At 40.2% G+C, this 23,101-nt stretch carries 22 protein-coding genes; 9 read left to right on the top strand and 13 right to left on the bottom strand.

Translation table 11 applies throughout. The features are described from left to right. Positions 1-3 precede the first annotated feature (3 nt). The 5 genes from HMPREF3020_RS00190 to HMPREF3020_RS00170 all read right to left on the bottom strand — a co-directional run bounded on the left by HMPREF3020_RS00190 (position 4) and on the right by HMPREF3020_RS00170 (position 4,324). Positions 4-1,740 (bottom strand): autotransporter assembly complex protein TamA, encoded by a 1,737-nt coding sequence (locus HMPREF3020_RS00190; protein WP_070775130.1) that lies wholly within the window; start codon positions 1,738-1,740, stop codon positions 4-6. A 188-nt stretch (positions 1,741-1,928) separates the two neighbouring features. Next, a complete protein-coding gene (gene dtd, locus HMPREF3020_RS00185) occupies positions 1,929-2,363 on the bottom strand; it encodes a D-aminoacyl-tRNA deacylase (protein ID WP_070775129.1) in 435 nt (144 codons plus the stop codon). Beyond that, the gene (locus HMPREF3020_RS00180; protein WP_070589924.1) at positions 2,360-3,184 is read right to left on the bottom strand and encodes a virulence factor BrkB family protein; all 825 of its coding nucleotides are present in this window, start codon (positions 3,182-3,184) and stop codon (positions 2,360-2,362) included. The genes dtd and HMPREF3020_RS00180 overlap by 4 nt, the downstream gene beginning before the upstream one ends. Further along, complete coding sequence (locus HMPREF3020_RS00175; RefSeq protein WP_070775128.1) at positions 3,184-3,657, bottom strand: YchJ family protein; 474 nt, start codon at positions 3,655-3,657, stop codon at positions 3,184-3,186. The genes HMPREF3020_RS00180 and HMPREF3020_RS00175 overlap by 1 nt, the downstream gene beginning before the upstream one ends. A 1-nt stretch (position 3,658) precedes the next feature. Continuing rightward, a complete protein-coding gene (locus HMPREF3020_RS00170; protein ID WP_070775127.1) occupies positions 3,659-4,324 on the bottom strand; it encodes an MOSC domain-containing protein in 666 nt (221 codons plus the stop codon). 122 nt (positions 4,325-4,446) lie between these two features. On the opposite strand from HMPREF3020_RS00170, the gene HMPREF3020_RS00165 reads away from it, so the two are divergent. Both HMPREF3020_RS00165 and udp read left to right on the top strand, forming a co-directional pair. Next, entirely contained in the window at positions 4,447-5,946 is a 1,500-nt protein-coding gene (locus HMPREF3020_RS00165; protein ID WP_049365069.1) for a helicase HerA-like C-terminal domain-containing protein, read from the top strand. Positions 5,947-5,995: 49 nt separating this feature from the next. Further along, positions 5,996-6,754 carry a uridine phosphorylase gene (gene udp / locus HMPREF3020_RS00160; RefSeq protein WP_070775126.1) on the top strand — a complete coding sequence of 253 codons (759 nt, stop codon included), beginning with the start codon at positions 5,996-5,998 and terminating at the stop codon, positions 6,752-6,754. Between the two features lie 46 nt (positions 6,755-6,800). On the opposite strand, the gene HMPREF3020_RS00155 is transcribed toward udp, so the two are convergent. From HMPREF3020_RS00155 to HMPREF3020_RS00135, 5 genes are read right to left on the bottom strand one after another with little or no spacing between them, the layout of a single operon-like run. Then, complete coding sequence (locus tag HMPREF3020_RS00155) at positions 6,801-7,616, bottom strand: shikimate 5-dehydrogenase (RefSeq protein WP_070775125.1); 816 nt, start codon at positions 7,614-7,616, stop codon at positions 6,801-6,803. 9 nt (positions 7,617-7,625) lie between these two features. After that, positions 7,626-8,423 (bottom strand): serine O-acetyltransferase, encoded by a 798-nt coding sequence (cysE, locus tag HMPREF3020_RS00150; protein WP_070775124.1) that lies wholly within the window; start codon positions 8,421-8,423, stop codon positions 7,626-7,628. 9 nt (positions 8,424-8,432) lie between these two features. Next, entirely contained in the window at positions 8,433-9,440 is a 1,008-nt protein-coding gene (gene gpsA / locus HMPREF3020_RS00145) for an NAD(P)H-dependent glycerol-3-phosphate dehydrogenase (RefSeq protein ID WP_070775123.1), read from the bottom strand. Between the two features lie 53 nt (positions 9,441-9,493). After that, a complete protein-coding gene (secB, locus tag HMPREF3020_RS00140) occupies positions 9,494-10,003 on the bottom strand; it encodes a protein-export chaperone SecB (protein ID WP_005695013.1) in 510 nt (169 codons plus the stop codon). Between the two features lie 9 nt (positions 10,004-10,012). Beyond that, the gene (locus HMPREF3020_RS00135; RefSeq protein WP_014064512.1) at positions 10,013-10,459 is read right to left on the bottom strand and encodes a rhodanese-like domain-containing protein; all 447 of its coding nucleotides are present in this window, start codon (positions 10,457-10,459) and stop codon (positions 10,013-10,015) included. A 249-nt stretch (positions 10,460-10,708) separates the two neighbouring features. Here HMPREF3020_RS00135 and ansB point away from each other — a divergent pair, with 249 nt between their 5' ends. The 3 genes from ansB to HMPREF3020_RS00120 all read left to right on the top strand — a co-directional run bounded on the left by ansB (position 10,709) and on the right by HMPREF3020_RS00120 (position 13,975). Next, positions 10,709-11,758 carry an L-asparaginase 2 gene (gene ansB / locus HMPREF3020_RS00130; RefSeq protein WP_005695016.1) on the top strand — a complete coding sequence of 350 codons (1,050 nt, stop codon included), beginning with the start codon at positions 10,709-10,711 and terminating at the stop codon, positions 11,756-11,758. A gap of 155 nt (positions 11,759-11,913) precedes the next feature. Then, complete coding sequence (locus HMPREF3020_RS00125) at positions 11,914-13,215, top strand: anaerobic C4-dicarboxylate transporter (protein ID WP_070775122.1); 1,302 nt, start codon at positions 11,914-11,916, stop codon at positions 13,213-13,215. A gap of 124 nt (positions 13,216-13,339) precedes the next feature. After that, positions 13,340-13,975 carry a hypothetical protein gene (locus tag HMPREF3020_RS00120; protein ID WP_049369711.1) on the top strand — a complete coding sequence of 212 codons (636 nt, stop codon included), beginning with the start codon at positions 13,340-13,342 and terminating at the stop codon, positions 13,973-13,975. 56 nt (positions 13,976-14,031) lie between these two features. Here the strand turns inward: HMPREF3020_RS00120 and HMPREF3020_RS00115 are convergent, their stop codons facing one another. Then, the gene (locus tag HMPREF3020_RS00115; protein ID WP_070775121.1) at positions 14,032-15,555 is read right to left on the bottom strand and encodes a YfcC family protein; all 1,524 of its coding nucleotides are present in this window, start codon (positions 15,553-15,555) and stop codon (positions 14,032-14,034) included. Positions 15,556-15,725: 170 nt separating this feature from the next. Continuing rightward, a complete protein-coding gene (locus HMPREF3020_RS00110) occupies positions 15,726-16,604 on the bottom strand; it encodes a VirK/YbjX family protein (protein WP_070775120.1) in 879 nt (292 codons plus the stop codon). A gap of 234 nt (positions 16,605-16,838) precedes the next feature. Here HMPREF3020_RS00110 and lon point away from each other — a divergent pair, with 234 nt between their 5' ends. The 4 genes from lon to serA all read left to right on the top strand — a co-directional run bounded on the left by lon (position 16,839) and on the right by serA (position 22,476). Further along, positions 16,839-19,256, top strand: coding sequence for an endopeptidase La (gene lon / locus HMPREF3020_RS00105; protein ID WP_070775119.1), 2,418 nt, complete (start codon positions 16,839-16,841; stop codon positions 19,254-19,256). A 50-nt stretch (positions 19,257-19,306) separates the two neighbouring features. Next, entirely contained in the window at positions 19,307-20,455 is a 1,149-nt protein-coding gene (gene hemW, locus HMPREF3020_RS00100) for a radical SAM family heme chaperone HemW (RefSeq protein ID WP_070775118.1), read from the top strand. A 109-nt stretch (positions 20,456-20,564) separates the two neighbouring features. Then, complete coding sequence (rpiA, locus tag HMPREF3020_RS00095; protein ID WP_070775117.1) at positions 20,565-21,224, top strand: ribose-5-phosphate isomerase RpiA; 660 nt, start codon at positions 20,565-20,567, stop codon at positions 21,222-21,224. Between the two features lie 19 nt (positions 21,225-21,243). Beyond that, positions 21,244-22,476 (top strand): phosphoglycerate dehydrogenase, encoded by a 1,233-nt coding sequence (gene serA / locus HMPREF3020_RS00090; RefSeq protein WP_049372987.1) that lies wholly within the window; start codon positions 21,244-21,246, stop codon positions 22,474-22,476. A gap of 110 nt (positions 22,477-22,586) precedes the next feature. Here the strand turns inward: serA and hybE are convergent, their stop codons facing one another. Further along, positions 22,587-23,096, bottom strand: a complete 510-nt coding sequence (gene hybE, locus HMPREF3020_RS00085; RefSeq protein WP_070775116.1) for a hydrogenase-2 assembly chaperone — start codon at positions 23,094-23,096, stop codon at positions 22,587-22,589. Positions 23,097-23,101 lie beyond the last annotated feature (5 nt).

Genomic DNA, 23,101 nt, shown 5'->3' with positions numbered 1-23,101 from the left:
ACCCTAAATTTCAGCCCCTAAGCCAATGTAAAATTGAATGTTTTTGCTGTTATCTTTATCTCGAATTGGCGTTGCAATATCAAATTTGATGGCGCCAACTGGCGATGCCCAACGTACACCGAAACCTGCGCCGTAGCGTAACTCATTTGCTTTGTAAGCATCTGCGGCTAAGCCTGTATCCGCAAATACTGCTCCCCACCAATTTGGGTAAACTTGATATTGATATTCAAGGCTACCTGTTACTAAGCGAGAGCCGCCGACTAATTTTCCATTTTTATTTTTCGGTGAAATTTTCTTATAGCCATAACCTCGCACGCTGCGATCGCCACCTGCAAAGAAACGTAATGCCGGTGGAATTTTTCGAATATCGGGCGTATTTAAATAACCAATTTCTGCACGGGTAATAAAACGGTGATTTTCTGCGTACGTACGAATCCAGGCGGTAGAGGCTTGAACTTTAAAGAAATTAGCATCGGACATCCAAAGCTTATTCCCTAAATCAACCGTGATTTTTTGGGTATCTCCCCATGTTGGGAATTGTCCACCTTTTAAACGAGTCCGGCTAAAGCCTCCAGTTGGATAAACTAGGAAAGTTTTATCGGTGAAATCAGCTTGTGTGTAGCTGTCATAACGGACACGAAGACCCGCAAAATATTGCCAACCCTCGCTATTATTCCAATAGCGTAATGCAGCGAAAGTGAGGGCTTTGGTATCCGTATCGTTTTTATTTTCTTTTTCATAACCGGTTGAAAATTCATAATAATAATTTAATGGATTTTTCAACAATGGCATTTTATAGGTGGCTTCAAAGTTTTGTTTTGGTGCAGAGACGTAAAGATTTGTACGGAAACTATGGCCTCGGCTATTGATCCAAGGTTTTGTCCAACCAATTTGGACATGAGGGCCCGTATCGGTTGCAAAACCTACCCCAAGTTCCATTGAGTTTTTCTTACGTGGATAAAGTAAAAGTTCGATATCGACTAATTTATCTTCTTCACGGACATGAGGCTGTAAAAGCACTGAGCTAAACCAGTTGGTAGAAGAAAAATCGTTAGTTAATTCAGATAAATCGCTGACTAAATAAGGATCGCCCGATTTGATGTTGAGCATGTTTTGCAAATAATCTTCGCGAATTTGGGAATGGTTGAAGGTGATATTGCCATAATGATAACGCACACCACTATCAAACAGCATGCGCCACCATGCTTCATGAGTTTCTGGGCTGATTTCTAAGCGAGAAATTTGGAATTTTCCATCAAGATAACCACGAGCTAGAGCAAGGTTTGAAATACTACTTTTATAATCATCGTATTTTTGATGCTCAACTAACTCACCTTGTTTTGGTAAGTTTTTACGGAGTGCCGTGAAGTTTTCGTCTTCTGCGGCTTCGCCTGTAATTTCAACGTCTGTTCCCGCAATTTTACTTGGCTCACCTGGGGTGACATTCGCAATAAGTAAATCTCGCTGACCTTTGCGTTTTTTCAATTCAAAGGTCACAGAAGAGCCATAATAACCGAATACTCGAAGGCCTTTATCAACAGCATCTGAAACCAATTGTTTATACCGATCTGAACCGTCCATCTCACTTTTATCAATGAGTTTGACATTCATATCAGTATTGCGAATGGCACGTTCACCCTTGATCCCACGGATCTCAATATCCACGGTTTGTTCTGCAAGGGCTGAAAAACTCATCCATCCAAGCAAAAGAGCGGTTGTTTTTAACGAAATTTTTTTCATTTTATTACAAGCTAAACTTTAAGAAGATCCACATCAAACCGCCTTAGTTTACCTATAAAATAAGGGGATTACCAATGCAATTATGGATGGGATTTGAAATTGTTATATGCGTTTGAGCGTTAATACGACAATGCGATCAAAGAAAGAGTTTCCTTTGCTTTGAAAAAAATAGCGATTGTTCTCTTTATTCAGACATTTAACCAAAATGTAACCGGGCCATCATTGGTCAGCGTTACTTGCATATCTGCTGCAAATTTTCCGTTGGCAACAGTGACTTTTTCTGCACATTTTTGTGAAAAATACTCATACAATTCGTTAGCCAATGCTGGTGCGGCACCTTTTGAGAAACTTGGTCGTAAGCCTTTTTGCGTGTCTGCGGCTAGGGTGAATTGTGATACTACAAGCACTTCACCACCGATTTGTTGCACATTTAAATTCATTTTGTCATTTTCATCGCTGAAAATACGGTAATTTAAGACTTTCTCGGCAAGTTTATCCGCCTTGGATAGGTCATCTTCTTTTTCTACGCCTAATAAAACCAATAATCCCTTGCCGATTTGCCCCACAATTTGGCCTTCAACTTCTACTTTTGCTTGTGTCACACGCTGAATTAACGCAATCATTTTACTTCCTCTAAATTTGTTTGATTCGTTGACCGCACTTCTGCAAGCACTGCGGCTAATTGCGCACCCAATAACACTACTGTCCAGCTGATTTGAATCCACAATAACATGATTGGCAGCGTCGCCATGGCACCATAAATTAATTGATAAGATGGGAAGGTGGCGATGTACCAAGTAAAGGCTTGTTTTCCTAAGGTAAAGAAAATTGCCGCAATTAATGCGCCTGCTGCAGAGTGTTTGATGCTCACTTTCTTATTTGGCACGACCATATAAATGAGCGTGAAGATAAACCAAGTAGAAAGAAATGGCACAAAACTGAGGAGTTTTAAGCCAAAAGAGAGCGTTTCCGATTGCTCGAACATAGCTTTGACGTAGGAACTCGCCGCAATGCTAGTACCGATTAAAAGCGGACCGAGCGTTAAAATGAGCCAATAAATAGCAAATGACGTAAAAATTGGGCGATTACTGGTGTCTTTCCAAATGCCATTGAGTGTACGGTCAATGGAGTTAATCAGCATTAATGCCACTAAAATCAAACTCACAATCCCCACGGCGCTCATTTTCTTTGAATTATGGACGAATTCATCAATATATTGTCCTACAACATCACTCGCGGAAGGAGCGAAATTGGTGAAGATGAATTCTTTCAATGCACCGGTGACTTCGTTAAAAACGGGAAAGGCGGAGAAAATTGAAAACACCACCATAATTAATGGCACGATAGCGAGCATGGTGCTGTAAGTGAGTGAACCGGCGGCTTGCGTTAATTTATTTTCTTGAGAACGCTGCCAGAATAATGCGAGAAAAGACGTTAAGGTCATTAGAGCAAGCCTCCGCAACAATGTTTAAATTTCTTCCCAGAGCCACAAACACAAGGCTGTTTATTGCTTGGGAGCGGTACAGTGGGATCAACAAAATACCAATGGCCATCAATTTTTACAAAAAGAGAATATTCGTGATGCACTTGCGGCTGTTCTCCGCCTTGAAAATGTGCTTTAAATTCAACCGCACTTTGTGTTTTGGTTAAGGTTTCTGCTTTGACAATCTCTAAACCGAGCCATTGCGTTTCATTAGCCCAATCTTGCAGGGCTTTTTCATCTAATAAGGTTTGTTGGCTTGGCACAGTGGTTTGCACAATATAAGGAATATTTTTGAGCACAAACGCGGAATAGCGGGAACGCATAAGTTGTTCCGCTGTTTCTGGAAACAGATTACCTGAATGAAAACGTCCGCAACAATCTTCGTAAGAAAGCGAAGATTGGCACGGACAAAGTGCGGTCGTTTTAGCCGACATTTTAGCCCGCCTGCTGTAAATTACGTAATTGTGAGTTAACAGAACGTTTAAACGCTGGTGCTAATTCTTCAATGACTAAGGCTTCTTCTAATTCTGCGATACTTGAAGGAGCAGAAAGTAGCGTGTTTAAACGACGAATAGTCCATTCAGGATAAGGACGGTGTTGCAAGATGAGTTCATCGCCTTGATGAATTTCACCTTCTTCGATCACGCGAACATACCAACCTGTCCAGCCTGACTGACGAATTACCTCTCTTGTATTCTCATTCTTGGTATTATGAGATAAACGCTCGCAAGGTTTACGTGGTTGAGACACTTCTAAAAGCGTGGTGCCAATTTTGTAACGATCGCCTATGCAGACATTATCTTCATGTAAGCCGGATACCACAAAGTTTTCACCATAAATCGCGCTACCGTGAAAATCAAACTTTTCACCAAGTAGTGCGTTTAAAGCAGGGAAAGACACATCAGACATAAAAAACAAGGCTTTATCAACACCACCGTGATGGGCTTTTAAGCCTACATCGTTACCTTCTGCACCTAGCGTGTGCACTTTTACCATGGGTACCGGTTTTTTACGGATGGCACTTTCATATGAGCTGCCATCAGGGAATGTTAAGGTTTCGATCAATCCTGTTTTAATAATAAGAATTTTTGCGTTTGACATCTATTTTTCCTGCTTTGAGTTAGTTTTGAGAAATTATACCGTAAAATCACTTAAATTTTGACCGCACTTCGTTTTTTCCTTATTATTCGTTTAAATAAAACCAACAAAACAAAGGAATCTTTATGCAATATTCTCTCGCGCGTACCGAACAAGGTCAAACCCTTGGTATTACCGCAAAAATGGCAAACCGTCACGGTCTGATCGCCGGGGCGACAGGGACGGGTAAAACTGTCACACTACGTAAAATGGCAGAAGCATTCAGTGATGATGGCGTGCCGGTCTTTTTAGTGGATGTAAAAGGCGATTTGTCCGGTTTAGTCAAAGCGGGCACATTCAGTGGCAAAGTAGCGGAACGCATTGAGCAATTTGATTTAGGTGGCGAGAGTTATTTAAATGGCTATCCTGTGTCATTTTGGGATGTATTCGGTGAAACCGGTATTCCGCTTCGTACCACGATTTCTGAAATGGGACCATTATTACTTTCTCGTTTATTAAATTTAAATGCGACCCAAGAAGGCTTATTAAACCTTGTATTCCGTGTGGCAGATGATAAAGGCTTGCTACTCATCGACTTAAAAGATTTACGTGCAATGCTTAAATTTGTGGCAGAGAATGCAAAAACCTTCCAAGTAGAATACGGTAATGTTTCAGCCGCGAGTGTAGGGGCGATTCAACGTGCTTTATTGACCCTTGAAAATGAAGGGGCGACCAATCTTTTTGGTGAGCCGGCATTAAATCTTGAAGATTGGTTACAAACCCGTGATGGTCGTGGTGTGATCAATGTGTTAAATTCTGAAAAATTAATTAATTCCCCAAGAATGTATAGCGCATTCTTGCTTTGGTTGATGTCTGAATTATTTGAGCAATTGCCGGAAGTGGGCGATCCAGATAAACCAAAATTTGTGATGTTCTTCGATGAAGCACACTTACTCTTTGATGGTGCACCGAGTGTGTTGGTGGACAAAGTGGAACAAGTGGTTCGCTTGATTCGTTCTAAAGGGGTGGGGATTTATTTTGTAACCCAAAACCCATTAGATTTACCGGATACCGTGTTAGGCCAATTAGGTAACCGTGTACAACACGCGTTGCGAGCTTTCACTCCACGCGATCAAAAAGCAGTGAAATCTGCAGCGGAAACGTTCCGTTCAAATCCTGCTGTCAATGTGGTGGAAACCATTTCAACTTTAGGTGTAGGCCAAGCATTGATTTCATTCTTAGATGAAAAAGGCATGCCAGCGCCCGTTGAAGTGGCTTATGTTTATCCGCCGAAAAGCCAACTTGCCCCGATTACTGAAGAAGAGCGAGCAGCTTGGGTGAAAGACGATGATCTTTATGCATTCTATAAAGATTACGTGGATAATGAGTCAGCTTTCGAAGTATTAAATGCGCAAGCGGATTTAGCGGCAGTACAACAAAAACAAGCTGAACAAGCGCAGCAAGAGGAAGAAAGCGGTTTATTTGGTAGCTTAAGCCGTATGATTTTTGGAACACAAAAACGCGGAGATAAACTTTCGCCAACAGAACAAATTGTGAATAGCGTGGCAAAATCAGTCGGTCGCAATATTCGTAATGAAGTGACCAAACAAATCATGCGTGGTATTTTAGGCGCATTGAAAAAATAACGAAAATTTGACCGCACTTTGCGGCAAGAATGATAAAAAGGAGATTGTTATGTCTGATGTATTTCACTTAAACCTGACTAAAGCACAACTGAAAGGTGCTACACTCGCTATCGTACCAGGGGATCCTGCACGTAGCGAACGTATTGCTAAAAAACTTGATAACCCGGAGTTTCTTGCAAGTACACGTGAGTTCACTTCTTGGTTAGGCTATTTAAATGGTCAACCGGTGGTAGTGTGTTCAACCGGTATTGGCGGCCCTTCTACGTCTATTTGTGTGGAGGAGCTAGCCCAACTTGGCGTGCGTACATTCTTACGTATTGGCACAACGGGTGCGATTCAACCACATATTAATGTGGGCGATATTCTTATTACAACGGGTGCGGTTCGTCTTGATGGTGCAAGCCGTCATTTTGCGCCAATTGAATATCCAGCAGTGGCAAATTTTGAATGTACTACGGCACTTTTCAATGCAGCTAAAGAAAAAGGCATTGAGCCATTTGTAGGAATTACAGCGTCTTCAGATACCTTCTATCCAGGTCAAGAACGTTACGATACCTACAGTGGTAAAGTATATCGTGATTACCAAGGCTTGTTAAAACAATGGCAAGATCTCAATGTGATGAACTATGAGATGGAATCCGCGACGTTATTCACCATGTGTAACGCCCTTGGCTTACGAGCAGGTATGGTGGCAGGTGTGATTGTGAACCGTACGCAACAAGAAATTCCAAATGAAGCCACCATGAAAGATACAGAAGATAAAGCAGTATCAGTGGTAGTGGAAGCAGCAAGAAAATTGTTAGCGTAAAACGCCGATAAAAAGAACCGCACTTTTTAAAAGTGCGGTTTATTTTTTAACTGTTTTTTCGAGCAAAATCTGCAGCTTCGGCGATTAATTGGTCATCAGGTCGAATGCCTGTGTAGAGCTCAAATTGTTCAACGGCTTGTAGCACAATTACTTCTGCACCAGAAATGGTTTGTTTACCTTGCTGTTGAGCAATTTGGATAAACGGTGTTTCAGCAGGAATCGCCACCACATCAAAAGCGGTTTGAGCTTGTTGAATAAGATTTTCAGGAAAGGCGAGATCAAATTCTTCTTTTCCACCTTTCATCCCAATTGGTGTAACGTTGACTAAAATGTCTGCCGATTGATTGTCTAAAGATGATATATATTCATAGCCATAAAGTGCGGCTAAATTTTTACCTGTTTTTTCATTTCGAGCAAAAACTTTAAGATGCTCAAATCCGCTATTTTTAAAGGCGGCGACGACCGCTTTAGCCATACCACCACTGCCTTGTACAATCACGCGACTCTTTTTATCTAATTGATATTCTTTGATAAGTTTAACAATGGCAATATAGTCGGTGTTGTAAGCACGAAGAAAACCTTGATCATTCACAATGGTATTCACAGACTGAATGGCTTGCGCAGAAGGCGAGATTTCATCTAAAAATGGCATACAGCTTTCTTTAAATGGCATCGAAACAGCACAACCTCGAATACCAAGTGCACGAATGCCCTTGACAGCGCTTTCAATATCCGTAGTAGTAAAGGCTTTATAGATAAAATTAAGCCCGAGTTTTTGATACAGATAGTTATGGAATGTCGTGCCAAAATTGCCGGGTCTGCCAGAAAGGGACATGCAAAGTTGGGTGTCTTTGTTAATCATATCGATTCCTTAAATATTTAGATTTATATCATCATCGATAAAATATTGGTTCATTTCAAAAGCGGGTTTTGCCGCTTTGTCTTTGCCGACAATACGAGCAGGTACACCTGCTGCAGTAGCGTATTCAGGCACCGGTTGAAGTACAACAGAGTTGGCACCGATTTTGGCATATTTGCCCACTTCGATATTGCCGAGAATTTTTGCGCCAGCCCCAATCATCACACCTTCTCGTACTTTTGGATGACGATCGCCGGATTCTTTACCTGTACCACCAAGGGTGACGCCTTGCAAGATAGACACATCATTTTCAATTACTGAGGTTTCACCCACGACAATACCAGTAGCATGGTCAAACATAATGCCGTGCCCAATTTGGGCGGCAGGGTGAATATCCACATCGAAAGCCACTGAAATTTGATTTTGTAAATAAAGTGCGAGTGCTTTTCGGTTTTGGTTCCACAAATAATGGGTAATACGATAGCTTTGAATGGCGTGAAAACCTTTTAAATAAAGCAATGGTGTAGACCACAATTCCACAGCAGGATCGCGGTGGCGCACGGCTTTAATATCACAAGCGGCACAATCAATGATATTAGGCTCAGCTTGATAGGCTTCTTCAATAATTTCACGCAGCGAAATTGCGGGCATGATAGGGTTAGCCAGTTTATTCGCAAGCAAATAACTCAAGGCACTGCCAAGATTTTGATGTTTTAAAATAGTGGAATGGAAAAAGCTTGCGAGCATTGGTTCGCATTCTGCTAATTCTTTTGCTTCTTGGCGAATGTGTTGCCATACTTCTAACGTCATTTTTTCTCCTTATTCGCCTTTTCGTTCACGACCCAATAAGCTCAGTGCCACTTCTTGTGCACTTTTACCACAAAAGAGCATTTGGTAAATTTGTTCTGTAATCGGCATTTCCACGCCTTGTCGTTGTGCTAATAAATAAGTTTCTTTGGTGTTATAAAACCCTTCCACCACTTGACCAATTTCATTCATGGCTTGTTGGCTATCAGTGCCTTTACCAAGCATTAAACCAAATCGGCGGTTACGGGATTGGTTATCGGTACAAGTGAGCACTAAATCACCTAAACCAGACATGCCCATAAAGGTTTGCGTATTGGCGCCCATGGCTACGCCTAAGCGAGTAATTTCCGCAATCCCACGGGTAATCAATGCGGTTCTCGCATTGGCACCAAATCCCATACCATCCGAAATACCCGCACCAATCGCTATCACGTTTTTAATGGCACCACCTAATTGAACGCCAATCATATCTTGGTTTACATATACTCGGAAATGCTGACTGCAATGAATGCGAGCTTGAAATTCTAAGGCAAACTTTTCATTACGAGAGGCAAGGGTAATCGCCGTTGGCAAACCTTGAGCCAATTCTTTCGCAAAAGTAGGACCTGAAAGCACCGCCGTTGGGATTGCTTTACCTAAGGTTTCTTCTACCACTTCTTGCAATAATCGGCCGGTGTTACGTTCTAATCCTTTGGTTGCCCAAATTAAACGATGATCAGGTTTTAAGTGCGGTCGAATTTTTAATAGAATTTCACCAAAAGCATGGCTTGGCACCACAATTAAAATGTCTTTAGCTTGATCAAGCGCAGTTTTCAAATCTAATTCTAAATGCAAACTTTCTGGAAATTCAATATCAGGTAGAAAACGGCGATTTTGACGTTCTTGTTGCATTTGATTAATGTGATCGGGATTGTGCCCCCAAAGATAGGTTGGAGAGCCATTGCGAGAAAATGAGATAGCGAGTGCTGTTCCATAAGAACCGCAACCAAGAATGGTAATTGGAGATTGGGATGGGGTCATTTCAATCACCTTTAAAATAAAAGGGCAGACGGTATCGCCTGCCCTCATCACAATTAATGTTGGGTTTCCTGATTTTCTTCCGCTTCAGCTGCTGCTTGCTGCTTGTTCATGTAATCAATGAACAACGCATCGAAGTTTACCGGAGAAAGGTTTAATGCCGGGAATGTACCACGATTCACTAAGTTAGAAATCAATTCACGTGCATAAGGGAAAAGCATATTGGGGCATTGAGATGTTAAGCAGTGTGCCATTTGAACATCTTCTAAACCGCTGATTGTAAATACGCCAGCTTGTTTCACTTCACAAATAAATGCCACATCACCAGAATCTTCCATGGTGGTTTCTACGTTGATGTTTAAAGTGACTTCGTATAAATCTTCACCTACTTGAACCGCTTCAGTGCTTAAGTCGAAGCCGAGTTTTGGTTTCCATTCTTGGTGGAAAATATGAGGAAGATTTGGTGCTTCAAAAGAAACATCTTTTACATAAATACGTTGAATTTGAAGTACCGCTTCTTGTTGCTCTTCAGCTGCTACTTCAGGTTGTTGATTTTGTTCAGACATAGAGGATCCTTACTTATGTTTTTTTACTAATGGTAAATTTGCACCCGCCCAAGCCGCTAAACCGTCTTTTAACACATAAACTTTTTCAAAGCCTTGTTTGGTTAAAAGTTCTGCGGACGTAGCAGAAGAAACACCGTTAACATCCACAATGATAAGCGGTTTTTCTTTGTGATGTTCAATTTTGCCTACATTTTGATTTTTAATTTCAGTTGGAAGCAAGTTTACGCTACCAATGATATGGCCGCGTTGGAATTCATCAATAGGGCGTAAATCAATCACCACTGCTTCTTCGTCGTTCATTAAGCGAACCGCTTCAGGGTTGGTGATCACGCGATATTTTTGTGTCGCACTTTTAAAAAAGGTGAAAAGTGTCATAAAAAGGACAGCAAACCATGCGATCGTTAAAAAAGTGTGTTTTTGAGCAAATTCAATTGCTTGAGGCATAAATTCTTGCATGTTGTTCTCAACTTAATTTTGATAATGAATAAGAGATTATCTTCAGATGAAATAAGGCTTTAAGTATAACCGCACTTTAGTTATCTTTCAAAAAAATTATCAAGGAAACGCAATGTTGGCGAAAGCTTATACAATCGGATCGATAAAAATGTGATCGGGATCATAAATATACTATCTTTGTGTTTATTCTACGCCTAATTAAGTAGAGAATAGCCAAACTTAGATGATTAAACGTGAAAGGAGACGCGCATGAAATTAAAAAAATTAACGGCACTTATGATGCTCGGATTCGGTTTTTCGGTCGCACAAGCTGCGGAACTACCGAATATTACAATTTTAGCAACGGGCGGCACGATTGCCGGAAGCGGTGAAACCGCAGTTTCTTCTGCTTATAAAGCTGGGCAACTCAATGTTGACGCATTAATTGATGCAGTGCCTGAAATTAAGCAACTGGCAAATGTAAAAGGTGAGCAAATTGTGAAAATTGGTTCACAGGACATGAGCGATGATGTGTGGTTAAAATTAGCGAAAGCGATTAATGCACAATGTAAAGATACTGATGGTTTCGTGATTACTCATGGAACCGATACCATGGAAGAAACCGCTTATTTCTTAGATCTTACAGCAAAATGTGAAAAACCAATTGTATTAGTGGGTGCAATGCGTCCAGCGACAGAAAAAAGTGCGGATGGTCCGTTAAATCTTTATAACGCAGTCGTGGTGGCAACCGATAAAAAATCATCGGGTCGTGGTGTGTTAGTGGCAATGAATGGGGAAGTACTAGGTGCGCGTGATGTGACCAAAATGAGCACCACTGCAGTACAAACATTCCACTCACCAAACTATGGCACATTAGGTTATATCCATAATAGTAAAGTGGATTACGAACGTTCGCCTGAAAGCAAACATACCGTGAACACACCATTTAACGTAGATAAATTAGACAGCTTGCCAAAAGTAGGCATTGTTTATGCTTATTCTAATGCACCAATTGAGCCGTTAAATTCATTATTGGATGCGGGCTATCAAGGTATTGTTTCAGCGGGTGTAGGTAACGGTAACGTGAATGCTGCACACTTAGAACGTTTAGAAAAAGCAGCGAAAGATGGTGTGGTAGTAGTACGTTCATCTCGCGTGCCAACCGGTTACACCACACGTGATGCTGAAGTAGATGATTCTAAATATGGTTTTGTGGCTTCAGGTACATTGAATCCGCAAAAAGCACGTGTGTTATTGCAATTAGCCTTAACACAAACAAAAGATCCAAAAGTGATTCAACAATACTTTGAGGATTTCTAGGAAAGTCATTGAAAGTGCGGTCAGAATTTGAATCAAATTTCAACCGCACTTTCGGATAAAATAGACTAATTCAAGTAATAAATATAGATAATGCACTAGTTTGTTGTTAATATATGTTCCGGAATTATTTTTAAAATTAATATGGAGAAAATATTATGATTTGGGCTCAACTTTTAGTCGTCCTACTCTTTATTTACCTAGGGGCTAGATTAGGCGGTATTGGTATCGGTTTCATGGGGGGTATGGGTGTTGTGGCACTTTCACTGCTTGGCTTAAAACCGGGTGCCATTCCGTTTGATGTAATTTCAGTTATCATGTCTGTAATCATGGCAATTGCGGCAATGCAAGTTGCGGGCGGTATGGATTTCTTAGTAAAAGTAGCTGAAAAAATTCTACGTAAAAATCCAAAATACATTACCTTCCTTGCGCCAACTGTGACTTACTTTATGACTGTACTTGCCGGTACTGGTCACACAGCATTCTCAACACTTCCAGTGATTGCTGAAGTAGCAAAAGAACAAGGTATCCGTCCTTCACGTCCACTTTCTATTGCGGTTATCGCTTCACAAATTGCGATTACAGCGTCTCCAATTTCTGCTGCGGTGGTATTCCTTTCTGCTGAATTAGAGAAAAACTTCGGTTTAAGTTACTTACAATTATTAGGTATTTGGATCCCAACTACTTACGCAGCATGTATGATTACTGCGGTGATTTGTAACTTCCTTGGTAAAGATTTGAAAGATGATGAAGTTTACCAAGATCGTCTAGCAAAAGGTTTAATTACTATGCGTGGTGAAATGCAAATTGAGATCAAACCTTATGCAAAACGTTCTGTTGCAATTTTCCTTATCGCGATTTTAGTGGTCATGCTTTATGCAACTGCAATCAGTAAAACAGTTGGTTTAATTCAAAACCCAATTCTTTCTCGTGATAACGCCATTATCTCTTTTATGCTTTCAACTGCAGCTATTATCACTATGGCATGTAAAGTGGATACCGCAAAAATTACCAATGCAGCAACCTTTAAATCAGGTATGTCAGCAGTAATTTGTGTGCTTGGCGTAGCATGGTTAGGTAATACTTTCGTTGAAGGTCATATCGATCAAATCAAAGCGGTATCAGCTGAGTTTTTACAACAATATCCTTGGAGTTTAGCGGTAATCTTGTTCTTTGCGAGTACCTTACTTTACTCACAAGCTGCAACTGCAAAAGCATTATATCCAACTGCAATTTTATTAGGTGTTTCTCCGGAAGCCGCGATTGCAGCATTTGCCGCAGTATCAGCATTATTTATCCTTCCTACTTACCCAACCTTAATTGCGGCAGTAGAAATGGATGACACTGGTTCAACTCGTATCGGTAAATATGTATTCAACCACCCATTCTTAGTGCCGGGTGTGATTGCAATCAGTTTATCTGTATTATTCGGTTTCTTAATGGCGGGTGCAGTTTTATAATCTCCCATTAAGCTAATATAAATGAAAACCATCTTGTCTGCGGATAAGATGGTTTTTTAATGGGGAACTTCTTCTCGCTGTGATACTCTAAAGGGCAACCTATTTTTATATATAAGGACAACCAATGAAGTTATTTAAAATCCTTTTTGCTGCATTAATTGCTTATGTGCCAACAGCATGGTCTGCGGTGGATTATAATATTAAATACAGTTCCAATTATTTAATGCCGGCGTATGTACATTTTAAAGCTGATGGTTCACAGTATTCAGTCAATGCGAAAATTAATATTCCGTTGTACAACATTGTGTTTACTTCTCGTGGTTCGCAAACTGCGAGCCAATTTAAAATGGTGAATTATCAAGATGTGCGTAATGGTAAGCCTTATGCTATTTCTAAAATTTCGCCAACAACAATTGAATACGGTAAAGTGAAAAATGGGTTAGAAACTGAACCGTTAACATTACCGACTTTTGACTTATTCACCATGGCATTTCAGTTGAGCTATTACGATAAATTGCCAACCAGTTTCCAAATTACAAACGGTAAAAAACTTTACCCAATGGAAAATGTGAATGTGAAGAAAGTGGAAAAACAGATCCAATACAACAAGCAAACGGTCACTGAAATCACTTATTCATTTAAAACAGGTAATAAGGATATTATGGTGAAGAAATTCTCAGGTGAACAATTTCCACGTTATATCAAATACACCAGAGATGGTGATGATTATGAGTTAGAGTTTGATGAGTTTGTCAAATAACATTAGATGATAATAAAAGAAGCCACGCTAGATTGCGTGGCTTTTTATTTTATTGCTTAGTGTGCATACATAAATACTTGAACGAGAAGAAGTATCGATGAGATAACAAATTGACATCCCACGATTGGCATGACAAATTTCAGCCATTTATTGAATGGAATACCAAGCATTTGTAGCGTGACAAGGACCAATCCTGTTGGCGCAAGGAATAACATAATATATTGTCCCCAGTTGTAAGCCGATACCACGATATCTCTTGGAATGCCAACAGTATCAGCCAGCGGTGCCATAATTGGCATAGCGAGTACGGCAAGGCCTGAAGAGGAAGGTACAACCAATCCTAAGAAAATGAAGACAATGAGCTGACCAATAATAAAGACACCACCATTCATTCCACCAACAAGATGAGTCATATAATCGAGAATAGTGTCAGAAATCATTCCTTGCTCTAGAATGATATTAACTGCTCGAGCGAGTCCGATAATCAATGCGACGCCGACTAATTCAGAAGCACCATGAGTAAATCCATTTACAACATCTCTTTCAGGCAATCCACTGATAAACATAATAATGATGGTAATGGCTAGGAAGGAAGCCGCCATTTGAGGGAACCACCAACCACCAAACATCACACCCCATACCATGAGAGGAAAGGCGCCACTAAATAGAATCAGAATCAGTTTTCTTCTAAAGGTAAATTCAACGGTTGCATTCGGATCAATATCTTTCATATAGAGATCATAGAAAGCTTGGCGATTGTCATAGGTATAAGAAAATTCAGGATTGGCACGCAGTTTTTTACAGTACCAATACATATAGGCTATTACACAGGTTCCACCAAGAATAAGTCCCAGTGTGCGAAATCCCATCCCTTCAGTGAATGGAATCCCTGCAGCGTTTGAAGCAATAACAACAGAGAATGGATTGATTGTTGAAAAGGCAGTGCCCATTGATGCAGCAAGGAATATGGCACCAACACAGACAATCGAATCATAACCTAAGGCTAAAAAGACAGGAACAAGAATTGGGTAGAAGGCTACTGCTTCTTCTTCAATACCACAAGCCGTACCGCCTAACAGCATCAACACGCAGACAGCAAAGACAACAGAGAATTCATTTCCTTTCGTTTTCTTGGTGAGAGACATTAATCCGGCATTGAATGCTCCTGTTTTGTTTATCACACCAATCATCCCACCGAGTATGAAGATAAAAATCATAATATCAGCTACTTCAATGGTGCCATCCACCATGGCGTGAATCATATCAGTAATGCCTTTTTCGTGTTGTTCAATGCGTTGATAGGTATCGGGGATAGCAATCGGCTTTTTGATAATGCCGTTGGTGAAATTAGAAAGTTGAATTTTGATATTGAGTTGATTAAGGGTTTGTTCTGTTGCTGGATAGCTTTGATCGGGAATTCCGTGGGTTTTGACAATAAAATGATTTTCGGTGCTGTCATAGGAAAGTTTAGAGTAGGACCCTGAGGGAATAAGCCAAGTAAGGCCAATAGCAATAAGAAGAATAATAAAGAGAATGCTAAATGCGGAAGGGAATTTCATCTTTTTCTTTGATGCTTCCATTATGGAGAACTCCTTGTGTTCGGATTAATCAATAAGCCGAGCGCGTATTCTACACAAAAAGAACAAAAAAGCAAAGGATGATTTTGAAAGAATACAATGATAGCAGGGTTAGCAAACGTTTACCTAAGCCAGGGTTTATCGTAATTAAACCTGGCTTAAGTCTATTTTATTTAGGCAAATTGAGTAATTTTTTCACTCAAATCATCCAACATTTCATAACGTTTTCGGTACATAGAACGTTTTTTGCTGGCAATTTCTTCCAATGGTTTGCGGACGCTTTCAAGCGGTAATTGCCAATATTGACCTTTTAATTGCCCTTGATTTTCCTGCCAAAATTCATCGTAGTTGAATAGGATTTTACTGCGCGCAGATAAACGGTATTTACCTTGTGACGTGTGAGGGATACCGATTAACTCACATTGCCATTTTTCAGCTAACAAGCGGAAAACATTCATCAACATAAACATTGGGCGAACACCGTGTAATTCTTTTGTGGCTTGTTTCACAGCTTCTTGCGCCTCTTCATAAGAAGGACCTTGAATTGAGGCAATAAGTAATTTATTTGGCTTTAAGAAGGTGAAAGAAGCATCATAAATGCTACGCCCATTATTGTCTTTTAAGTTAATGGAAAAATAACCTTCGAAAGGGTCAATCTGGTTGATGTTGAAATAGATACCAAGTTGATCCGTTAATTGTGCTAACAAAAGGGATTTTTCTTGGAGTAGTTTTTTACAAAATTCTACGCCCATTTTTTCTTCAAGCATTAGCAGATTATTGGTAATGGCATTGAATCGATCGGTTGCAGAAAAACGTTTGTCACAATAGGTCGCGAGCAATGCATTAAAACGATATGGATTTTGTTGAAAAAGTGGAATCCAAGTTTGATGAGTATTTAAGAAATCAACCAATGCATCACATTGTTTTTTAAATAAAAATTTGCGTCCGTAATAACGGGCTTTATCCCTTAATTGTTTTTTTAATGGATGATTACAAGAATCGGGTAGTAATTCTTGAAAGGTCGCGAAAGTAATAGTTTGTTTTGCTGTCATAGTGGATAAAGTGCGGTTATTTTTTCAAACGTTTTTATTGGGTAAAATCATGCTGATTTTTGACCGCACTTATTGTACCTGTATTCCATAGTTTTTCCAATTAACCATCACTAAAGGTGGTTCTTTACTTGCCTATTTTTCGATTTCTCCTTAATATGCCAAATCCTACCTTGAATTTATGCAACTCATCCCCATATTCAATGAAATTATAGAATTGATGTAAGAGAGATAATTATGAACGCCAAAAGAACTCAACAACGTACACTTCCTGTATTGCCATTACGGGATGTTGTCGTTTTCCCTTATATGGTGATGCCACTTTTTGTTGGGCGTGCAAAATCCATTAGCGCCCTTGATGAAGCCATGAATGAGGGCAAACAATTATTATTGGTGTCACAAAAGCAAGCAGATTTAGAAGAACCTACCGTTGATGATGTATTCGATGTCGGGACGATTGCGAATATTATTCAACTATTAAAATTGCCAGACGGCACAGTAAAAGTGTTGGTGGAAGGGCAACAACGCGCGAAAATCAATCAATTAAATGATGGTGAAGACCATTTTTCTGCGGAAGTCACACCAATTGAAACCACATTTGGTGATGAAAAAGAATTAGATGTGGTGAAGGCAGCTGTTTTAAATGAATTTGAAAGCTATCTTCAACTCAATAAAAAAATTCCTGCAGACGTTTTAGGGGCACTTCAACGCATTGATGATGCCGATCGTTTAGCGGATACCATGGCTGCGCATATTCCAGTAACTGTTCGTCATAAACAAAGTGTGTTAGAACTGGCAGATGTGCAAGAGCGTTTAGAATACTTGCTCGGTATGATGGAATCTGAAGCGGATATTCTTCAAGTTGAAAAACGCATCCGTGGCCGTGTTAAAAAACAAATGGAGAAAAGCCAGCGTAACTATTATCTTAGCGAACAAATCAAAGCGATTCGCAAAGAAATGGACGAAGGTGAAAGTGAAGATACCATTGATGAAGTTGAACAACTTCGTCAAAAGGTTGAAGCTGCAGGTATGCCGGCAGATGTGCGCGAAAAAGTAGAGAGTGAGTTACAAAAACTTAAAATGATGTCAGCGATGTCTGCGGAAGCAACAGTGGTGCGTAGCTATGTTGAGTGGATGCTTCAAGTACCATGGCATAAACGCACTAAAGTGAAGAAAGATATCGCAAAAGCACAACAGGTTTTAGATGCGGATCACTACGGTTTAGAACGTGTGAAAGAACGCATTTTAGAATACCTTGCGGTACAAGCTCGCTTAAACAAAATCAAAGGCCCAATCCTTTGCTTAGTCGGGCCACCAGGGGTAGGTAAAACCTCACTAGGTCAATCTATTGCGAATGCCACAGGTCGTAAATATGTGCGTATGGCATTAGGCGGGGTACGCGATGAAGCAGAAATTCGTGGTCACCGTAAAACTTATATTGGTGCATTGCCGGGTAAATTGATTCAAAAAATGGCAAAAGTTGGCGTGAAAAACCCCCTCTTCTTGCTTGATGAGATTGATAAAATGTCTTCGGATATGCGAGGTGATCCTGCGTCAGCCTTGTTAGAGGTGCTTGATCCAGAACAAAATACTACCTTCAATGATCATTATCTTGAAGTTGACTACGATTTGTCTGATGTGATGTTTGTGGCAACCTCAAACTCCATGAATATTCCTGGTCCATTGCTAGACCGTATGGAAGTTATTCGTCTTTCTGGTTATACCGAAGATGAAAAACTCAATATTGCGATGCGTCATTTGTTGCAAAAACAAATTGAACGTAATGGATTGAAAAAAGGCGAATTAACCATTGAAGAAAACGCCATTTTAGATATTATCCGTTATTACACCCGTGAAGCTGGTGTGCGTGGATTAGAGCGTGAAATCTCTAAAATCTGTCGTAAAGCGGTGAAGAATTTATTGGTCAATCCAAAAGTGAAATCCATTATCGTTAATTCAGATAACTTGCATGACTATCTTGGTGTGAAACGTTTTGAATTCGGTAAAGCGGATACGCAAAACCGTGTAGGCGAAGTAACAGGCCTTGCGTGGACAGAAGTGGGCGGTGACTTACTGACCATTGAAACCGCTTCAGTAGTGGGTAAAGGTAAATTAACCTTCACCGGTTCATTGGGCGATGTGATGAAAGAATCTATCCAAGCAGCGATGACTGTAGTCCGTGCACGTGCTGAAAAATTGGGTATCAATTCTGAGTTCCATGAAAAACGTGATATTCATATTCACGTGCCAGATGGTGCCACACCAAAAGATGGTCCAAGTGCAGGTATCGCAATGTGTACCGCATTGGTTTCTTGCTTAACGGGTAACCCAGTGCGTGCCGATGTCGCAATGACAGGTGAAATCAGCCTACGCGGTAAAGTATTACCAATCGGCGGATTAAAAGAAAAATTACTTGCGGCACATCGTGGTGGCATTAAAACTGTATTGATTCCAAAAGATAATGTGAAAGATTTGGAAGAAATTCCAGATAACGTGAAAGAAAATCTTGCGATTCATGCGGTAGAAACCATTGATGAAGTGTTAGGCTTAGCGTTAGAGAATCCACCGGAAGGCATTGAATTCGTGAAAGTGGAAACGAAAGCGAAAGCGCCACGCCGTAAAGCTGCGACTAAAACAGCAAGAGCGGTCAATTAATGACTTATTTTTTTAGGGCTTGTGAAAACAAGCCCTTTTGACTTTTAATTATGCAAAAATTTCCTCCTCTTTCCCTTTATGTTCACATTCCTTGGTGTGTGCAGAAATGCCCTTATTGTGATTTCAATTCGCATGCACAGAAAGGCACAATTCCTGAACAAGAATATGTGCAACATCTGATCGCCGATCTTGAGACAGACTTAGAGAAATATCAGGCTAGTATTCAAAATCGTCCACTTCATTCAATTTTTATTGGTGGTGGCACGCCGAGTTTATTTTCAGCGGAAAGTATCAAGTTGTTATTGGCAGAAATTCAACGTTGCATTCCTTTTTCAGAGAATATTGAAATTACTATGGAAGCTAATCCAGGCACTGTCGAAGCGGAGCGTTTTAAAGGTTATGTGGACGCTAGTGTAACGCGTATTTCCATGGGCATCCAAAGTTTTAATGACGATAAATTACAACGTTTAGGGCGTATTCATAATGCGGCGGAGGCTAAAAGTGCGGTCAGTTTGGCGAAAGTTTCTGGGTTAAAAAGTTTCAATCTAGATTTAATGCACGGCTTGCCAAATCAAACACTTGAGGAAGCCTTAGATGATTTACGACAAGCTATTGAGCTTGCTCCGCCACACCTTTCTTGGTATCAACTCACCATTGAACCCAATACCATGTTTGCTTATCGTCCGCCTACATTGCCGGATGATGATGCGCTTTGGGATATTTTTGAGCAAGGTCACCAACTTTTAACCGAAGCCGGTTATCAGCAATATGAAACATCCGCTTATGCGAAACCGGGCTTTCAGTGTCAGCATAATTTGAATTATTGGCGATTTGGGGATTATTTGGCGATAGGCTGTGGCGCACATGGAAAACTCACTTTCCCTGATGGCGATATTTTACGTTTTTCTAAAACGAAGCATCCAAAAGGGTATTTGCGAGGTGAGCACCTTTATGAAGAAAAAAACGTGGAAAAAAATGACCGCGCTTTTGAATTCTTCATGAATCGCTTCCGCTTATTGGAAGTGGTGCCAAAACAAGAGTTTGAGCATTACACGGGGCTTTCGCAAAGTGCGGTCAAAAATCAAATTGATTTGGCCATTCAACAGAATTATATCGTCGAAACACTGGATTCTTGGCAAGTGACCGAACACGGAAAATTGTTTTTAAACGAGCTGTTAGCACTTTTTTTAGATGAATAAAATTTTTTCATCATCACGAATAAATTTTTACACTTGTTTATTTAATAGTGTCGTATTAAAGTAAAGCAAACGTTTACGTTGTTATCCACGATTTAAAAGGGAGAGAAAAATGGACCAATTAGAAATGAAAAAATTAGCGGCACGTGCGGCGTTAAAATATGTTAAGCCCGATACCATTGTTGGCGTGGGAAGTGGTTCAACAGTGAATTGTTTTATTGAAGCCTTAGGTGAATTAAAAGATCAAATTCAAGGCGCGGTAGCAGCATCTAAAGCCTCAGAAGAATTATTACGTAAACAGGGCATTGAAGTGTTTAGTGCTAATGATGTATCTAGTTTAGATATTTATGTGGATGGCGCAGATGAAATCAATCCACAAAAAATGATGATCAAAGGCGGCGGTGCGGCACTGACTCGTGAAAAAATTGTGTCTGCTTTAGCAAAAAAATTTATTTGTATCGTGGATTCTAGTAAACAAGTGGATGTGTTAGGTAGCACGTTCCCATTACCAGTAGAAGTAATTCCAATGGCACGTTCACAAGTCGGTCGTAAATTAGTCTCTCTTGGTGGCGCACCTGAATATCGTGAAGGCGTGGTGACTGATAACGGCAATGTGATTTTAGATGTACATAATTTTGCGATTTTAAATCCAGTGGAAATGGAAAAAGAATTGAATAATGTCGCGGGTGTAGTAACAAATGGTATTTTTGCCTTACGTGGGGCAGATATTGTGATTGTTGGTACACCAGACGGCGCAAAAATTATTGATTAATAAAAATAAGGAAGCAAACATGACAAACAAAGTCTCACTCGACAAATCAAAAATTAAATTTGTGCTATTAGAGGGCGTGCACCAAAGTGCATTAGATACCTTACATGCGGCGGGCTACACCAACATCGACTTTTACAAAAAAGCTTTAGATGGTGATGAGCTAAAAGAAGCCATTAAAGATGCGCATTTTATTGGCTTACGTTCGCGTACCCAATTAACCGCTGAAATGATTGAAGCCGCACCTAAGCTAATTGCTATTGGTTGTTTCTGTATCGGTACCAACCAAGTGGATCTTAATGCAGCAAAAATGCGTGGGATTCCAGTATTTAACGCACCGTTCTCTAATACACGTTCTGTGGCTGAATTAGTGTTGGGTGAGATTTTGCTCTTAATGCGCAATATTCCTCAAGCGAATGCCGATGTGCATCGTGGTTTATGGAATAAATCAGCAGTGGGTTCTCATGAAGTGCGCGGCAAAAAATTAGGTATCGTGGGTTACGGCCATATCGGTTCGCAATTAAGTATTATTGCAGAGTCTCTAGGGATGGAAGTATATTTCTACGATATTGAAAATAAATTGCCATTGGGTAATGCAAAACAATTACACACACTTGAAGAGTTATTGGGTTCTTGTGATGTGATTTCGCTTCATGTACCAGATTTACCTTCAACTCGTAATTTAATGAGTGCTGAACGTATTGCGCAATTAAAACAAGATTCTATTTTGATCAATGCAGCACGTGGTACGGTAGTGGATATTGATGCTTTAGCAGCTGCGCTTGAACAAGGTAAAGTTCGTGGTGCAGCGGTTGACGTATTCCCTGTTGAGCCTGCATCAATCAATGAAGAGTTTGTTTCACCACTACGTAAATTTGATAATGTGATCTTAACCCCGCATATCGGTGGTTCAACCGCGGAAGCGCAAGAAAACATTGGTTTTGAAGTAGCGGGTAAATTTGTGAAATATTCAGATAACGGTTCAACCCTTTCTTCTGTGAATTTCCCTGAAGTATCCTTGCCAGAACACGTTGGTACAAAACGTTTACTTCATATTCACGAAAACCGTCCTGGTGTATTAAACAAATTGAACCAAATTTTCGTTGAAGCTAATCTCAATATTGCAGCACAATATTTACAAACTGATCCGAAAATTGGTTATGTGGTTGTGGATGTTGAAACAGATGATGCATCACCATTATTGGCGAAACTTCGTGAGATTGAAGGCACAATCAAAGCGCGTGTGTTGTATTAATTTGAAAAATTAAGCAAAAATTGACCGCACTTTGTGTGGGATGGAAAGCAAAATGGGCAAAGTAAGTTATTTTACTTTGCCCATTTTTATTAACTGTTTGCAGATAACATTTATTTGATCATGGCCTTAAATAGATTACGGCGATCAGAATTAAATGTCGGCTGTGCGGTTGGGATGGATAAAACCATACGCAAACAATCTTGTGTAAGTTGAACCGCTTGTTCGTTAGTCAGATTCGGGTCGAGTGGTGAATGTAAAGAGCAACTTAAATATTGCGGTACATTTTCAACACTACTAACGGTGAAAGTGAGTGCTTTGTACGGTAGTTGTACAGTGAGTTTATCACCTAATTCACGTGGTTCCCATTGTTGTTGAGGGCCAGGTAGAATCACCACACTCATCATCCACGGGGTTAATACTGTGCCAATCCATTGGTCTTCGAATAAAACAAATTTAGGGCAGAAACATTCGACGCCTTTGTGATAAAAAGGGAGATCTTGCATTTCAGGTACAATGTTTTGCATTTCGGAAAGGAAAATCTCCGTTGGGTTTTCTTCAAAGCCAGTAACAGAGGTTAAAAGTGCGGTAGAGTTTTCAGGTGTTTTTTCGTGTTTATACATGGTTT

The sequence above is a fragment of the Haemophilus sp. HMSC068C11 genome (genome assembly GCF_001815355.1).
Taxonomy (GTDB): Bacteria; Pseudomonadota; Gammaproteobacteria; order Enterobacterales; family Pasteurellaceae; genus Haemophilus_D.
This window is presented reverse-complemented; position numbering and strand designations above follow the sequence as displayed.

Excerpts from the sequence above, each read along its gene's own strand:
- HMPREF3020_RS00190 (WP_070775130.1), bottom strand. The coding sequence starts at position 1,740 with ATGAAAAAAATTTCGTTAAAAACAACCGCTCTTTTGCTTGGATGGATG.
- dtd (WP_070775129.1), bottom strand. The coding sequence starts at position 2,363 with ATGATTGCGTTAATTCAGCGTGTGACACAAGCAAAAGTAGAAGTTGAA.
- HMPREF3020_RS00180 (WP_070589924.1), bottom strand. The coding sequence starts at position 3,184 with ATGACCTTAACGTCTTTTCTCGCATTATTCTGGCAGCGTTCTCAAGAA.
- HMPREF3020_RS00175 (WP_070775128.1), bottom strand. The coding sequence starts at position 3,657 with ATGTCGGCTAAAACGACCGCACTTTGTCCGTGCCAATCTTCGCTTTCT.
- HMPREF3020_RS00170 (WP_070775127.1), bottom strand. The coding sequence starts at position 4,324 with ATGTCAAACGCAAAAATTCTTATTATTAAAACAGGATTGATCGAAACC.
- HMPREF3020_RS00165 (WP_049365069.1), top strand. The coding sequence starts at position 4,447 with ATGCAATATTCTCTCGCGCGTACCGAACAAGGTCAAACCCTTGGTATT.
- udp (WP_070775126.1), top strand. The coding sequence starts at position 5,996 with ATGTCTGATGTATTTCACTTAAACCTGACTAAAGCACAACTGAAAGGT.
- HMPREF3020_RS00155 (WP_070775125.1), bottom strand. The coding sequence starts at position 7,616 with ATGATTAACAAAGACACCCAACTTTGCATGTCCCTTTCTGGCAGACCC.
- cysE (WP_070775124.1), bottom strand. The coding sequence starts at position 8,423 with ATGACGTTAGAAGTATGGCAACACATTCGCCAAGAAGCAAAAGAATTA.
- gpsA (WP_070775123.1), bottom strand. The coding sequence starts at position 9,440 with ATGACCCCATCCCAATCTCCAATTACCATTCTTGGTTGCGGTTCTTAT.
- secB (WP_005695013.1), bottom strand. The coding sequence starts at position 10,003 with ATGTCTGAACAAAATCAACAACCTGAAGTAGCAGCTGAAGAGCAACAA.
- HMPREF3020_RS00135 (WP_014064512.1), bottom strand. The coding sequence starts at position 10,459 with ATGCAAGAATTTATGCCTCAAGCAATTGAATTTGCTCAAAAACACACT.
- ansB (WP_005695016.1), top strand. The coding sequence starts at position 10,709 with ATGAAATTAAAAAAATTAACGGCACTTATGATGCTCGGATTCGGTTTT.
- HMPREF3020_RS00125 (WP_070775122.1), top strand. The coding sequence starts at position 11,914 with ATGATTTGGGCTCAACTTTTAGTCGTCCTACTCTTTATTTACCTAGGG.
- HMPREF3020_RS00120 (WP_049369711.1), top strand. The coding sequence starts at position 13,340 with ATGAAGTTATTTAAAATCCTTTTTGCTGCATTAATTGCTTATGTGCCA.
- HMPREF3020_RS00115 (WP_070775121.1), bottom strand. The coding sequence starts at position 15,555 with ATGGAAGCATCAAAGAAAAAGATGAAATTCCCTTCCGCATTTAGCATT.
- HMPREF3020_RS00110 (WP_070775120.1), bottom strand. The coding sequence starts at position 16,604 with ATGACAGCAAAACAAACTATTACTTTCGCGACCTTTCAAGAATTACTA.
- lon (WP_070775119.1), top strand. The coding sequence starts at position 16,839 with ATGAACGCCAAAAGAACTCAACAACGTACACTTCCTGTATTGCCATTA.
- hemW (WP_070775118.1), top strand. The coding sequence starts at position 19,307 with ATGCAAAAATTTCCTCCTCTTTCCCTTTATGTTCACATTCCTTGGTGT.
- rpiA (WP_070775117.1), top strand. The coding sequence starts at position 20,565 with ATGGACCAATTAGAAATGAAAAAATTAGCGGCACGTGCGGCGTTAAAA.
- serA (WP_049372987.1), top strand. The coding sequence starts at position 21,244 with ATGACAAACAAAGTCTCACTCGACAAATCAAAAATTAAATTTGTGCTA.
- hybE (WP_070775116.1), bottom strand. The coding sequence starts at position 23,096 with ATGTATAAACACGAAAAAACACCTGAAAACTCTACCGCACTTTTAACC.